Source organism: Bradyrhizobium macuxiense (genome assembly GCF_001542415.1).
Lineage (GTDB): Bacteria > Pseudomonadota > Alphaproteobacteria > Rhizobiales > Xanthobacteraceae > Bradyrhizobium > Bradyrhizobium macuxiense.
Genome location: NZ_LNCU01000010.1, coordinates 28718 through 42344 on the forward strand (window position 1 = coordinate 28718; position 13627 = coordinate 42344).

Sequence of the window (13627 nt, forward strand, 5' to 3'; positions counted from 1 at the left end):
GCCAGAGCGGGGCGACCGCCCGGCAAATTGGCACGTGGCTTGCTGCGAAAATGACGGCCGCCCAGACCTTGGGTCGCGCGGGCCGCGGGGAGGCGTTCGGGCGTGAGGAACCGGTATGGCGAAGGCAACACTCACCATCAGCAGCAAGAACTATTCGTCCTGGTCCTTGCGCGGCTGGCTGCTGGCGAAATTCGCAGGGCTCGAGTTCGAGGAAATCGTCACCGCGCCCGACGACCCGTCGGCGCGGGCCGAATTGCTGCTGCTGTCATCCTCGATCCTGGTGCCCTGCCTGCGCCATGAGGGCGCGACCGTCTGGGATACGCTCGCGATCGCCGAATATCTCAACGAGATCCTGCCGCATGCCGGACTGTTGCCGGACGACCGGATCCGGCGCGCGCATTGCCGCTCGATCTCGGGCGAAATCCACTCCGGCTTCACGACGTTGCGGGCCTCGCTTCCGGTCAACCTCAAGGGGCACTTTCCCGGCTTCAAGATCTGGTCGCGCGCACAGGCCGATATCGACCGCATCGCCACCATCTGGCGCGATTGCCTCGGCGCCTCAGGCGGACCGTTCCTGTTCGGCGCGCGCCGCACCATGGCTGACGCGATGTACGCGCCCGTCGTCACCCGCTGCATCACCTATGACGTGAAGCTCGAGCCCGCCCTCACGGCCTATGCCGAGACCATCATGACGATGCCCGAGATGCAGGACTGGATCGCGGCGGCGAAGGCCGAGCCGGCCGACGTCGAGGAGCTCGAGGTCGAATATTAGGCAGTGCGCCGCGGGCCGTGCCCGCTTCAGTGGCTCACGCGGCGGGCAGGTTCTGCTCAACGGACAAGCCGCCGGCGATCGGTGCTGTTGCCACGGCGGAGCTCAGCCAGCCGCGTCGCGGAACTTGCGCAAAGCAGATTCATGGCCAGCAGCAAATGCTTCCGGCGATGGCGATGGGCCGTTTCGCCGCAGACCGGCGTAGCTGGCAAGGATTTCGCATGGTCATCGTCGAGCTGTGACCGCGACGATGCGACGCTGCCGAAAATTTGGACGCTGAGCCACGCCGCGATCTCGCGCAACGAGAACGTGGAGGCTTCCATGAACCAGCACGCCGTCGTCAGCAAATTCTCTCACGTCAAACCCGGTGACACCGAGTTCAAGGGCGGGGGTCTGCGCGACTTCTTTCTGTATCGCGACCTCGGCATCGCCGATGCGACCGGCGGGCAGGTGATCTGCCATCTGGTCAAGGCCAACCCCGACCTGCCGCCGGAGCAGGGCACCGGCTGGCACAAGCATCTCTGCGACTTCCAGATCGTCATCATGACCAAGGGCTGGGCGCGCTTCATGTACGACGACAAGGAGACGCTGGTCGAGGCCGGCGACGTCGTGCATCAGCGGCCCGGCATCACCCACTATCTGTTCGATTATTCGCAGGACATGGAATACCTCGAAATCGTCAGCCCCGCCGATTTCAAGACCGTGGATGTGGCGCCGGCGACCGAGACGATGCCGCCGGTCACGCCGTGGAAATGATCGCCGAGGAGAAACTGCGATGTCGTCCGCGGAGGAATTAACCTTTGTTATCGGTCGCTGGCTGCGGCCGATCGTGATGCTTCTGTATGTGGTGCGCTGCCTCGGCCTGATGACCACATCTAGCCGTGAACAAGAGCGTACGCCGCTCGATCAGTGATTCGGACGCGATTCGTTCCGTCCGCGTTCCGAATCTTAAGACGTCGCGCGATCGCGTCGCGTTTTGGAACAAAGCGCGTCGCATCGCGCGCCACCCGGCTGTGCGGCCGGTCACACGCATACTGGGGAGAGGCTCTCTCCGCGACAAACGCGACGCGCTTGCCGCGGAGATTATGCTCGAATGCCAAGAGCGGGGCGGGCGCCGGTTCGCAGAACCGATCTAAACCAGACCCGCTTGTTTCTCGCGCGGCTTGCGCCAGGCGATGACATTGACCTCCAAAGCGCCGCCGGTTGTATCATTGCGCCACTGCCCGTCGATGAAACGGCAGGCGAACGGCAATTGATAGGTCCCGCTATGATCTTCGCAAAGCACTTCCACGCACTGGTCTGGCGAAGGTGCGCCGTTGCCATCGAATTGCGCCAGCCGTTTTTCGCGCGTTGCCATGTGATCTGTCTCCACTGCCCAAGGTCGAGCCAACAGGGTCGAACCAAACAAGTTCCGAAGACCCCCGTCCCCACGAGAAGTTCCTCGCAATAGGCAAAGCACACAGGTTGAATGCGGTTTCAGTATGGTATGTCTGCCTTGCTTTCGGCATCGGAAGCACAAAGCTGTGAACTGCGCACCGGATTGGGAATGATGATGATCGCTCGTACTGCTGTTGCCATGCTCGTGTTGCCTGCGTTCGGCATTGTCGGATCAGCGCGTGCGCAGGATGTTCCCGGCATCGAAATCTGCACCGTGGAAAAAACCATGGAGCGGCGCACCAGCTGCCTGCAGAGCAATGTCGAGTTCCTGCAGAAGACGATCAACAAGCTCACATCAGATCACCAGCAGAAGCTCGATGCCGCCAATCGCCAGATCGATAGTCTGAAGAGCTCGGTCGCGAGCTTGCAGAAGCTCGTCGGCGACTTGCAGACCGCGCAGATCAAGCTGGCCGATGATATGAAGAAGAAAGCCGACGCGCCGGCGGCGAAGGATGCAGCGCCTGCGGCGAAAGAGGGGACGAAGTAGAGATCGTCATTGCGAGGAGCTCGCGACAAAATTGCAATGCGCTGAAGCGACGAAGCAATCCATTTTGCCGCTTGCGGAGAGATGGATTGCTTCGCGGAGCCTGCCATAGGGCGCGCATTCGCGCGACCCGTTGGCTCGCAATGACGGTTGAGGCGGCCACTCACGCCACCCGGTACTTCTCCATCACGTCGCGATCCGGCTCATAGCCGAGCCCGGGGCCGTGCGGCACGGCGACATGGCCTCTGGCGTCGACATCGATACGGTCGCCCCACAGGCAGGCGGGGCGCTTCATGAAGAACACCTCGATCAGGCCCTCGTCGCGCACTGCCATCAGATGCAGCGTCGCGAGGAAGCCGGGCCCGAAATAGGGCGAATGCGGAATCACCTGGACGCCGAACTCGTCGGCGAGCACCGCGACCTTGAGGAATTCGGTGACGCCGCCGACCTTGATCACCGACGGCTGGGCATGGCTGACCGCGCCGGCCGTCATCATCTGGCGGAATTGATGCACCGTGCAGGCATTCTCGCCGGCCGCGATATCGAGCCGGCCTTCCTTGCGCACCTCCGCCAGCGTCGCGAAATCCTCGGGCGGCCACACCGGTTCTTCCAGGAACATCGGCGCCGCCTGCTTGCATTCGCGCGCGAATTGGATCGCTGCCGGTCCATCGAGCGGGCAGTTCATGTCGACCATCAGCGGCACGTCAGGGCCAATCGCCTCGCGTGCGGCGGTCACGGCGGGGATCGTGGTCTCGTGCAGCTTGATCGCTGAATAGCCCAGCTTGATCGCTTTTTTGCATTCGGCGGCGATGTGCCCGGCATTGCCGATCCGCATCAGGCTTGCATAGGCCGGAATCGTCTTGCGTCTCGCGCCGCCGATCAGCTGATGCAGCGGCACGCGCTTCACCTTGCCCGCGAGATCCCACAGCGCGATGTCGAGCGCCGAGATCGCAAACATCGTGATGCCATAGCGGCCGAACAGATGCAGGTTGCGCTGGATCTGCTCCATGACGGCGGGAATGCCCGCTGCGTCCGGAACCTCGAGGCCGCGGGCTTGCGGCGCGATCATTTCGGTCACCGCCATGCTGCTCGTCTTCGGGCAGACATAGGCGAAGGCATCGCCCCAGCCAGTGAGGCCAGCATCGGTCGAAACCTCCACGATGACCATGTCGAGTGCCGAGATCGCAGATGCGCCCTGGCGGAAACTCGCCGGGCCTGCGTCATAGGGGATGCGGATATGGTGGGCGCGGACGTCGGTGATTTTCATTGTTGTTGCCTTTCTTCCGCAAGTGTCACCATCTCGTCATTGCGAGCCAACGGGTCGCGCGAATGCGCGCCCGATGACAGGCTCCGCGAAGCAATCCATTCTATCCGAATAAACGGAAAAATGGATTGCTTCGTCGCTTCAGCGCAAAATTGCTTTGCAATTCTGTCGCGAGTTCCTCGCAATCACGGCAGTCTCCGCGGGAACTTACGAGCTCTTCTCGCCGCTCATGACCGGGCCGAACCGCTCCCAGCTCTCGCCCTTGAAGCGCATCATCTGAAGCTGCTCGATCGGAGCATAGTCGTCGGCACTGGTCTTGATCTTCGTTCCCGGCAAATAGATGCCGATCTCGAAGTTCAGGCTGGCGGCCTGCTTCATCACGTTCTCGCGGGTGAGATTGTCGCCGCATTGCCGCAGCACCTGCTCGAGACCCTTGGCGACGCCATAGCCGAACACGGTGGCGGCATCGTCGAGGTCGCCCTCGGGATACCACTTCGCCATGAAGGCGCGCCATTCGTTCATGGCTGGATCGTTCTTCCAGTCCGCGTCCTTGGGATCCTTGAGATACTGCGTGGAGAGCACGCCCTGGCTCGCCTCATAGCCGGCCGGCTTCATCACGCCGCCGATCGACGCGGAGACGTTGGTCAGGAACTGGACCGGATGCCAGTCCAGCTCGGCCACCTTCTTGATCGCCTGCGCTGCGAATTTCGGCGTCGCGATGTTGACGAAGATGTCGGGATTGGCGCCCTTGATCTGCACCACCTGAGAATCCACGGTCGGCGACGTCGTCTCGTAGGCGGATTCGACCACGATCAGCTTCTTGGCCTGATCACCGAGACCCTCGTGCAGGCCGTTCAAATAGTCCTTGCCGAAATCGTCGTTCTGGTAGAGCACGCCGATCGTCTTGCCGGGATAGTTCTGCAGGATGTACTTGGCGTAGATGCGCGCTTCCACCTGGTAGCTCGGCTGCCAGCCCATGGTCCACGGGAAGTTCTTCGGGTCGTTCCACTTGGCCGCACCGGTGGAGACGAAGAGCTGCGGCACCTTCTTGGCGTTCATGTATTTCTGGATCGCCGTGTTGCCCGGCGTGCCCAGCGGATTGAAGAGCAGCAGCACCTCGTCGCTCTCGACGAGCTTGCGGGCCTGCTCGACCATTTTCGGCGGGCTGTAACCGTCGTCGTAGGAGATGAAGTTGATCTTGCGGCCGTTGATGCCGCCTTCGCTGTTGAGCTTCTTGAAATAGGCCGCCTCGGTCTTGCCGATCGTGGCATAGGCGGATGCCGGGCCTGAATAGGGCATGATATTGCCGACCTTGATCTCGGTGTCGGTCGCGCCCGGATCGTATTTCTTTTGTGCGTTGGCCGCGCTCGCGGCGATGACGAGGCATCCCGCAAGCGCGACGGATCGGGCATAGCTCAAGAGTCGGTGGTGCATCATTGTCCTCCCTGACATGCTGGCCGCGGCTCTTGCAGTCTTGATTTTCGGGCAGCTTGGTGAGCCGTCGGATCGATGCAGCCGTGAGTATGCACGATTGAGACCATGTGACCAGCGACGCCTTTGGGCTAAATTTCCGTGGAGCGGAACCGCAATTTCGGCGGGTCGAGCAGCAAGGATTGTCAAGCAGCGCGCGCGGCATCCCGGCATGATGCCGGCGCTTCTCAAGGGAAAAGCCGTCGTCCATGAACCCAGCCCAGAAAGCGCTCTGGTACATCGAAAGCCATCTCGGCGCGCCGCTGACGCTCGACGAGATCGCCGGCGTTGCCGGCGTCTCACGCTTCCATCTGGTGCGGGCGTTCGCGGAGGCCACCGGGTTTTCGGTGATGCGCTATGTGCGCGCTCGCCGTCTCAGCGAGGCGGCGCGGCAGCTCGCGGCCGGTGCGCCAGATATCCTCAGCCTCGCGCTGGATGCAGACTACGGCTCCCACGAAGCATTCACCCGCGCCTTCCGGGACCATTTCGGCCTCACGCCCGAGACGGTGCGCGCGACGCCGTGCCTGAAGACGCTCAAGCTGCAGGAGCCGATTACCATGATCTCGACAGCCCTCGATCATATCGATCCGCCGCGCATCGCAACCGGCAAGGCGTTCCTCGTCGCCGGCATCGGCGAGCGCTACAACCACGCCAACGGCAGCACGGCCGGCATTCCGAGCCAGTGGCAGGACTACCACCTGCAACGCGCCAATATCCCGCGCCAGATCGGCAAGGTGGCCTACGGCGTCTGCTGCAACGGCGACGATGCGGGCAATTTCGACTACATCGCCGGCGTCGAGGTCGCCGACTTCTCCGACCTGCCGCGCGAATTCGCGCGCGTCCGCATCCCCGAGCAGAAATACGTCGTGTTCACCCACACCGACCACATCTCCACCATCCGCCGCACCGTCAACACGATCTGGAATCGCTGGCTGCCGCAATCCGGCATGAATGTCGCGGACGCCCCGAACTTCGAGCGCTATGACGAAAGCTTCAACCCGAGCACCGGCCATGGCGGATTGGAGATCTGGGTGCCGGTCAGGGAGTAGGGCGGCAATTCGTAGGATGGGTGGAGCGAAAGCGAAACCCATCATTCGACTTGCGGATCAGAGTCGATGGCTATCGCTGCGCTCCACCCATCCTACGCGCTGTCATCGCCCGGCCTCGACCGGGCGATCCAGTACGCCGCGGCCTCTCGGTTCAAGCAGCAGCGTCTCTGGAATACTGGATCACCCGCATGCCCGCATGCGCGGGTGATGACACCGCGTTGTTTGGCGGGTTGTCCCGGAGTCCACCGCTGTCGTCCCTGCCTAGTGCGCAATTGCGCACGGGAGCAGGGACCCATAACCACGAATGGTCATTGGTGATCGATGCTGGAATGACGAGTCTCGTCAACAACACCCGCCGCGGAGTATAGGTCCCTGCTTTCGCGGGGACGACACCGCATACGGGGCTATCGGCGTGCCTACGCGCCTAATGCGACCGCGCCAAGCAGAACGCGACCACCTCTTCCAGTGCGGTCTTCATCGGCGAGGGCGCGAACAGCGCGAGCGCGTCGACGGCCATCGCGCCGTAGTGCTGGGCGCGGCTGATCGTGTCCTCGAGGGCGCGGTGCTTGGTCATCAGGCCGATCGCGTGATCGAGGTCGTTCGCCCCGATCTCGCCGCGCTCGAGCGCACGGATCCAGAACTTGCGCTCAGAGTCATTGCCGCGGCGGAAGGCGAGCACCACGGGCAGGGTGATCTTGCCCTCGCGGAAATCGTCGCCGACATTCTTGCCGAGCTTGGCGGACTTGCCGCCATAGTCGAGCACGTCGTCGACGAGCTGGAAGGCGATGCCGAGATTCATGCCGACCGAACGGCAGGCGGTCTGCTCGGCCTTGGGCCGGTTGGCGATCACGGGGCCGACCTCGCAGGCGGCGGCGAACAGTTCGGCGGTCTTGCCCCTGATCACGGCAAGATATTCGTCCTCGGTGGTCGCGGTGTTCTTGGCGGCGGCAAGCTGCATCACCTCGCCCTCGGCGATGGTCGCGGCGGCGGCCGAGAGGATGTCGAGCGCGCGCAGCGAGCCGACCTCGACCATCATCCGGAATGCCTGGCCGAGCAGGAAGTCGCCAACCAGCACGCTCGCCTCATTGCCCCACAGCATCCGCGCCGACAGCTTGCCGCGGCGTAGCTCGCTCTCGTCGACCACGTCGTCATGCAACAGGGTTGCGGTGTGCATGAACTCGACCGCAGCGGCGAGCTTGATATGGCCGTCGCCGGAATAGTCGGAGAGCTGGGCCATCGCCAGCGTCAGCATCGGGCGCAGCCGCTTGCCCCCGGAGGAGATCAGGTGGTTGGCAACCTCTGGGATCATGGTGACTTCGGAGCCGGTCCGCGAGATGATCGTCGCGTTGACGCGCTCCATATCGGCGGCGACAAGTCCCACCAGCCCGTCGATCGAAGCATTAGACGGGCTTTCGAAGGGTACAATAACCGCCACGCTGGTCTCCAATTTTGCCGAATTCGCACTATCCTCAGCTATAACAATAGAAACTGCGCAGTGAAGCGGCAAGGCCACGAAATTGTTGACATGTGTCGCAGTGGTCTGACAGCCGGGCCAGAGGAGTGCGTGATTTGCGAGAATTGGTGCGGACCAACGACATGGTGCTGGTTTCCGCGGTCGGAGCACTGCTCGACGGCGCTAACATCCACCATCTGGTGCTCGACCAGAACATGAGCATCATCGAGGGCTCGCTCGGCGTCCTGCCGCGCCGGATCCTGGTGCATGAAGATGACAACCACCAGGCGCGCCAGCTTCTGACCGAGGCCGGTCTTGGCCACGAATTGCGGGCCGATGAGTAGAGCATGATCCGGAAAAGTGGAAACCGGTTTTCCGAAAAGATCATGCTCAAACAAAGAGATGAGATCGTGATGCGATTCTGTTTAATCGCATCATGATCTAGAGTGTTTTCAAGCGAAGTGGACCCTGGTTTGCGTCAAGAAAACGCGTCAAAAGAGGAGTCTCCAGCCACCGCCGTCACCGAGGACGGCTTCCTCGGCGGGCAATTGCTGTTGCGGCAGCCGCGCAGCGGCCATCGCGCCGGCCATGATGCGGTCCTGCTGGCCGCGGCCACCCCGGCGCAGCCGGGCGATCGGGTGGTCGATCTCGGCTCCGGGGTCGGCGCGGCCGGGCTCGCCGTCGCCCGACGGGTCGGCGGCATCCATCTCGTGTTGGTCGAGATCGACCCGACCCTGGCCGAACTCGCGCGGAATAATGCCGGCGCCAACGCGATCACGGCCGATGTGATGGTGCTCGATGTCGAGGCGGAGGCCTCAGCATTCGCCGTAGCCGGCCTTGGCCCCGATAGTGCCGACGTCGTGCTGATGAACCCGCCGTTCAACGATCCGACCAGGCATCGCGCCTCGCCTGATAGCGTGCGGGAGCGCGCCCATGTCGCGACCGCGACCACGCTCGAGAGCTGGATTCATGTCGCGCGGCGGATCCTGAAATCGAACGGGCAGCTTGCGATGATCTGGCGGGCCGACGGGATCGCCGAGGTTCTGGCGGCGCTTGGTCGCGGCTTCGGCGGTGTTGAGATATTGCCGGTTCACGCCGAGGCGGCGTCGCCGGCAATCCGCATCCTGGTTCGCGCCACCAAGGGTGGACGGGCACCGACGCGCCTGCATGCCGCATTGTTGCTCAATGATGCGTCAGGTGTGCCCAACAAATGGGTGCAGGAGATATTGGCTGGAAAGGAAGGATTGCCGCTGGCGCGGCGGTAAGCGCAGCCGCGGCTGCCGATGTTCGTCAGTTTATCGGCGTTACTGCGGAGCCGTTTCCGACTGGCGCTCGGGCCTGGACGTGAAATGGATTGCGGTGAGCAGTGTACCCATCAGCAAAATCAGCAGATAGATTTTCATGTCGCTCTCTCCGCTGCGCATTGCAGCCCCAACGGACACAATGCAAAAGGCGTTCCGCGCTTTCCAATGACAGTGGCGTGATAAGAAGTGGTTAATTCGAGGTAACGGCATTGCCTCCAGCGCAATGCGTAGCTCCCTCATCAGCCAACATTCTTTCGTGAGACCGGGTCTCCGGGAAGAGACATTTCCAGTTAGGAAACAAGCTGCCCGCCCTGGCATTGAGCGCTATGGCAGAATCCTTCGGCCACTCATTTACTGTCGTTGAGGTGACGGCGGATGATCTTTCGCCGGATCAGCAAATCTGGATAGCATTTGCTAAGCCAGATCAGGCCCTGACGCTGGTGCTCGCCGCCGTCCCGGAAGGCTGGACCGCCGAAGTGGTGGATATTGAATTGGGATGCAATCAGCGGCAAACGTTTGAAACACTCAACCTCAATCCCGGGGACGTTTATCGATTGAAGTAAGGCCGGCCTCTTTCGGGCCGGGCGCGGCGGCGGCTTTGCCCTCGCCATTGGTTGGACCCTCATCCGCATCGGTTGAAGACCGAGGGTCGACATTGCTTCCCTTGATACTTCGGAACCAATGGTTCCAGCAGCCGTTAAATGGGGAACCTTGGTCATGATCATGCGCAGCTTCGCCGCATACATTCTCGATCCAGACGGGCGCATCGCCAATCGCATAGACCTGCTATGCCTCGACGAAGCTGTGGCCAAGGAACGGGCAGAGGCTCTTGCGGACAAGCATCAGATCGAACTGTGGGCGGGTGATCGGCTGGTCGGCGAGTTCAAGCCCGCGAAGTGGCCCAGATCGCACGCCTGATATGCTCCCCGGCTGCCCCGACCCGAGAACCTTTCCCCCAAGAGAAAGAGTAAGGATTGCTTCCGTAGTTCTCCGGCCGTGAACGAAGTTCCCGATAAGGTACAAAAACTGGATTCTCTAGCCAGAGCGGCTGTTGGGCCGCCGTTCCGCCGAAGAAAGCCGCGAAGTCCGGTCCGCTCGCGCACAGCATGCCGTAAGCTCGGCTCTCCGAGAGTTCCGATTTTTCGCCTAGACCCTCGGTTCCCGTGGTAGCCTCTTGCACCGGCTTGGGAGCGCAAGAGATGTCCATCTATTTGCACTTACAAATCGACACCATGCCACCTAAGGATGCCAACCGGATCGCAAAGGCTTACGACCAAACGCTACGGATGCTCTCGGTTAGGGATGGTGATGATCCGTTGACGGAGATGATCGCGAAAACGGTCATCAAGGTCGCGCACACCGGCATCAAGGACTGTGCCGAGATTTCGGCTCAGGCCATCCGCGAGCTCGAAATACGATAAGGGCATCCTCGAGGCTAGGAACCGAAACGTATTCGCCTTCGGGAGTTTGGCTTAGGGGCTTCGCAGGTTGCGAGGCGCGTTATGACCCGTCTTTCACCGGGTGACGTATTTCTCACCGTCGCCACCATGAGCGCGGCTTTCTTGATCGAGGTCGCAATTTTCGCCTTGATCGGACTGTTTTGAATGCCGTCGCACGGAACCATCAGTTTCGCGGTTCCCACACGAACCGTTCTGGCGGCACATTCGTTAACTGTCACCACCGGCAATGACCCTGGCGCCGGTGGCTGAGAGAACCAGCGGCGCTCTCTCGCCTAACGCAACGCAGGAGAGAGCGATGCCCCGCAAACGCTCTATCCCCCTTACGTTTCATGACCTTTTGTCCTCGGAAAAGACGCGGCTTCAAGAGCAACTGAAAAGTGCGAGGTACGATCAAGAGCGAGAGTTGATTGGGCGAAGGCTGCGGCAGATCGAAGCGGCGCTTCGATCGAGCCGGTGGATGGCGTCGGCCGAATTGCAGCCGCCCAGTTAAGCATACCGTCTAACACAGACGGGACGCCTGAATTCCGACTAAAGTTTTCCCAAGTTCCCTGCAACGATCGTCCTCGTTCGGCGTCTGGCTCGATTGCGGAGCGCGTTATGGACGACGAGGAACGACGAGAGCTTCAAGACCGTATCATGCGCTATCGCATGATGGAGCGCGAGGTGACTGATCCGCTCGCACACACACTCCTGCACGACATCATTGTTGAACTGGAGGCCGCGCTGCGAGGTCCTAGCGGCAACGTACGACCGGCCTGAGTGCCGACAGTTCTTCGGGCGGTGAACTTGAGAGACGGCCTCGGCTATGCAGCCTTGTTCGACGTGAGTTCCGATACAGCCGCTTGCCCGGCTTCTGTGAGGCCGCCAAGGGTTCGATCGCCACCCTCCGCGCATTTGATAATCCGGCGCGCGATGTAACGGCGGGCCTTATGGTCGTCGGTGCCCTTTGGCAGATGCTGACAAGGCCCTTTCCAGCGCGACTTCCATGTTGGCGAAAGTCCGACTGTCAAACCGATCCGCAGTGAGCATGGGCAGCCTCCCTAAGCAGTTATTTTGATAGAAGGGCTCGGCGGAATGCAATACGCTAACTGGCTTGGGCGCCCCGTCGATAGCCAAATGATTACGCAAGAACAGATTGCGCGGCTTCCATTGCCTGTAACACGGAGCGGACACTCGTCGCCGTCGCCGCTCTCACCAAAGATTTTGCAATTCGCCCGGCCGCTCTGCTCGACGGTCGGGCTTTTGCGCAAGTCGGTTCAACGATCATCCGGGCGCTGCGACGGGCCCTGCGATAGAGACGGCCCCTCCGACTTTGCCAAAGCATGATCCGGAAAAGCGTGAAGCGGTTTTCCGAAAAGATCATGCTCAAACAAAGAGCCAAGGCGCGATGACGATTCAACCCAATCTCATCGCGCTTTAGTAGACCAACTGCGCCACGAGGGCGCAGGCGAGACCCGCCACAAGGACGGCCTCGGCTGTCACCGTGACCAAGTCAATCGTCCACGGGTGGCTCCGTCCGCCGCTAAGATCGAAATGTCTGGAGTGGTTTTCGTCCCGATAGGTGTGAAGGCGCATGGCGATGGCCTCCTTCTGCTCGGTCACGAGCTAATCACTTTTTACCAAGAATGGCCGCCTGCGTATATGCGAAATCCAACCGTGTGAGGCATTCGCTCCCGAAAGATCACCGTAGTCATACGGCTGCGATGGATCGTGCCGAGCAGCTAACGTCGGTCCTCTTCCCGCCCGTTAGCCGACCCAACGCATGCCGACGCCCGACTCCGAACGTTTCCGCCAGAAGGCCGCTGAATGTGAAGAAGAGGCGGCCAAGGCCACGGCTTCAAGTGCGAAGGAAGCTTGGTTGCAGGCCGCCGAGGAATGGCGAAAGCTCGCGCAATCGGCGGAGGAGAAGGCGCGCCGGTCCTAGAGCGATGCCGGGGGACGATCCCCGGCCGGTGGCGCAGGCGCATGGACGGCGATCTACCGCCGGGAAATGACAAAGGCCGCGCCATGGGCAGCCCGGATCGCAAACGGCTATATATCGCAAACGGCTATATGGAGAGAGCGGCTAGGCGGCCATTCGCCGGCGGCTCAATAGAATGACCTCGCCTCTTTCGTATATCGCTTGAGGCAAACGCAAGGTAACGGCATGAGTGAACAAATAAGTGATCGCGCAGCGAAGCCTGGACTGGTCGAGCGGATGCAGGGCGTCCTTCCGGCGCGGTTCAGGCGCGGCGTCGCCGTCGTGCCGGTGGTGCGGCTGGCGGGCGTGATCGGCGCGGTGACGCCATTGCGTCCGGGCATGACGCTCGCCGGTGTCGCCAAGCTCTTGGAGCGCGCGTTTGGCACTCGAAATGCCAAGGCGGTCGCGCTGGTGATCAACTCGCCCGGCGGTTCGCCGGTGCAGTCGCGGCAGATTTACTTGCGCATTCGCCAGCTGGCCGCGGAGAAGAAGCTGCCGGTGCTGGTGTTCGTCGAGGACGTCGCGGCCTCCGGCGGCTACATGATCGCCTGCGCCGGCGACGAGATCTATTGCGACCCGTCCTCGATCCTGGGCTCGATCGGCGTGGTCGGCGGCAGCTTCGGCCTCGAAGGGCTGATCAAGAAGATCGGGGTCGAGCGCCGGCTCTATACGGCAGGCAGCCACAAGGCGATGCTCGATCCGTTCCTGCCGGAGAATCCTGATGACGTCGCCCGGTTGAAGTCGATCCAGCGCGAGATCCACGCGATCTTCATTGCGCTGGTCAAGCAGAGCCGCGGCGGCCGCCTGACCGGCGCCGACGACGTGCTGTTCACCGGCGAATATTGGGCGGGCGACACCGCGGTCGGGCTCGGGCTCGCCGACGGCATCGGCGACCTCCGCTCGACCTTGCGCGCCCGCTACGGCGATAAGGTGCTGACCCCCGTGATCGCGCCCGCCAGCGGCATGCTGTCCGGCCT

The 13627-nt window shown here is 62.0% G+C and carries 19 protein-coding genes; 13 read left to right on the top strand and 6 right to left on the bottom strand.

Annotated features, from left to right (window positions below; translation table 11 throughout):
* The first annotated feature begins 115 nt into the window (after positions 1 to 115).
* On the top strand, positions 116 to 772 hold the full coding sequence (locus tag AS156_RS00860) for a glutathione S-transferase family protein (protein ID WP_066498732.1): 657 nt from the start codon (positions 116 to 118) through the stop codon (positions 770 to 772).
* Positions 773 to 828: 56 nt separating this feature from the next.
* On the opposite strand, the gene AS156_RS00865 is transcribed toward AS156_RS00860, so the two are convergent.
* Positions 829 to 1116, bottom strand: a complete 288-nt coding sequence (locus AS156_RS00865; RefSeq protein ID WP_136625959.1) for a hypothetical protein — start codon at positions 1114 to 1116, stop codon at positions 829 to 831.
* Between AS156_RS00865 and AS156_RS00870 the strand changes: the two genes are divergently transcribed.
* Positions 1091 to 1525: a cupin domain-containing protein gene (locus tag AS156_RS00870; protein WP_066498737.1), complete on the top strand. Its 435-nt coding sequence runs from the start codon at positions 1091 to 1093 to the stop codon at positions 1523 to 1525. The two genes, AS156_RS00865 and AS156_RS00870, sit on opposite strands and share 26 nt — an antisense overlap.
* A gap of 19 nt (positions 1526 to 1544) precedes the next feature.
* Positions 1545 to 1682 (top strand): hypothetical protein, encoded by a 138-nt coding sequence (locus AS156_RS43220; RefSeq protein ID WP_201455977.1) that lies wholly within the window; start codon positions 1545 to 1547, stop codon positions 1680 to 1682.
* A gap of 219 nt (positions 1683 to 1901) precedes the next feature.
* Here AS156_RS43220 and AS156_RS00875 read toward each other — a convergent pair whose 3' ends face one another.
* The gene (locus tag AS156_RS00875) at positions 1902 to 2126 is read right to left on the bottom strand and encodes a hypothetical protein (RefSeq protein ID WP_066498739.1); all 225 of its coding nucleotides are present in this window, start codon (positions 2124 to 2126) and stop codon (positions 1902 to 1904) included.
* A gap of 195 nt (positions 2127 to 2321) precedes the next feature.
* Here AS156_RS00875 and AS156_RS00880 point away from each other — a divergent pair, with 195 nt between their 5' ends.
* A complete protein-coding gene (locus AS156_RS00880) occupies positions 2322 to 2693 on the top strand; it encodes a hypothetical protein (protein WP_066499266.1) in 372 nt (123 codons plus the stop codon).
* 160 nt (positions 2694 to 2853) lie between these two features.
* Here the strand turns inward: AS156_RS00880 and AS156_RS00885 are convergent, their stop codons facing one another.
* Together AS156_RS00885 and AS156_RS00890 are read right to left on the bottom strand one after the other, a co-directional pair.
* Entirely contained in the window at positions 2854 to 3957 is a 1104-nt protein-coding gene (locus AS156_RS00885) for a mandelate racemase/muconate lactonizing enzyme family protein (RefSeq protein ID WP_066498741.1), read from the bottom strand.
* Between the two features lie 204 nt (positions 3958 to 4161).
* On the bottom strand, positions 4162 to 5391 hold the full coding sequence (locus tag AS156_RS00890; RefSeq protein ID WP_066498744.1) for an ABC transporter substrate-binding protein: 1230 nt from the start codon (positions 5389 to 5391) through the stop codon (positions 4162 to 4164).
* Positions 5392 to 5633: 242 nt separating this feature from the next.
* On the opposite strand from AS156_RS00890, the gene AS156_RS00895 reads away from it, so the two are divergent.
* Complete coding sequence (locus tag AS156_RS00895; RefSeq protein WP_066498746.1) at positions 5634 to 6473, top strand: AraC family transcriptional regulator; 840 nt, start codon at positions 5634 to 5636, stop codon at positions 6471 to 6473.
* A 424-nt stretch (positions 6474 to 6897) separates the two neighbouring features.
* Here AS156_RS00895 and AS156_RS00900 read toward each other — a convergent pair whose 3' ends face one another.
* Positions 6898 to 7908, bottom strand: a complete 1011-nt coding sequence (locus AS156_RS00900; protein WP_066499268.1) for a polyprenyl synthetase family protein — start codon at positions 7906 to 7908, stop codon at positions 6898 to 6900.
* A 134-nt stretch (positions 7909 to 8042) separates the two neighbouring features.
* Here AS156_RS00900 and AS156_RS00905 point away from each other — a divergent pair, with 134 nt between their 5' ends.
* From AS156_RS00905 to AS156_RS43225, 6 genes are all read left to right on the top strand, one after another.
* Positions 8043 to 8270 carry a putative signal transducing protein gene (locus AS156_RS00905; RefSeq protein ID WP_066499270.1) on the top strand — a complete coding sequence of 76 codons (228 nt, stop codon included), beginning with the start codon at positions 8043 to 8045 and terminating at the stop codon, positions 8268 to 8270.
* 129 nt (positions 8271 to 8399) lie between these two features.
* Entirely contained in the window at positions 8400 to 9191 is a 792-nt protein-coding gene (locus tag AS156_RS00910; protein WP_066498747.1) for a tRNA1(Val) (adenine(37)-N6)-methyltransferase, read from the top strand.
* A gap of 365 nt (positions 9192 to 9556) precedes the next feature.
* Positions 9557 to 9793: a hypothetical protein gene (locus AS156_RS00915; RefSeq protein WP_066498749.1), complete on the top strand. Its 237-nt coding sequence runs from the start codon at positions 9557 to 9559 to the stop codon at positions 9791 to 9793.
* A 154-nt stretch (positions 9794 to 9947) separates the two neighbouring features.
* Complete coding sequence (locus tag AS156_RS00920; RefSeq protein ID WP_082747266.1) at positions 9948 to 10148, top strand: hypothetical protein; 201 nt, start codon at positions 9948 to 9950, stop codon at positions 10146 to 10148.
* 281 nt (positions 10149 to 10429) lie between these two features.
* Complete coding sequence (locus AS156_RS00925; protein WP_066499276.1) at positions 10430 to 10651, top strand: hypothetical protein; 222 nt, start codon at positions 10430 to 10432, stop codon at positions 10649 to 10651.
* Positions 10652 to 11287: 636 nt separating this feature from the next.
* A complete protein-coding gene (locus tag AS156_RS43225) occupies positions 11288 to 11449 on the top strand; it encodes a hypothetical protein (RefSeq protein ID WP_201455978.1) in 162 nt (53 codons plus the stop codon).
* A gap of 657 nt (positions 11450 to 12106) precedes the next feature.
* Here the strand turns inward: AS156_RS43225 and AS156_RS00935 are convergent.
* Entirely contained in the window at positions 12107 to 12292 is a 186-nt protein-coding gene (locus tag AS156_RS00935; RefSeq protein WP_066498753.1) for a hypothetical protein, read from the bottom strand.
* 160 nt (positions 12293 to 12452) lie between these two features.
* On the opposite strand from AS156_RS00935, the gene AS156_RS42650 reads away from it, so the two are divergent.
* Positions 12453 to 12614, top strand: coding sequence for a hypothetical protein (locus AS156_RS42650; RefSeq protein ID WP_160331038.1), 162 nt, complete (start codon positions 12453 to 12455; stop codon positions 12612 to 12614).
* A gap of 222 nt (positions 12615 to 12836) precedes the next feature.
* A partial coding sequence (locus AS156_RS00940; RefSeq protein WP_245312489.1) for a S49 family peptidase occupies positions 12837 to 13627 on the top strand: 791 nt, incomplete at its 3' end.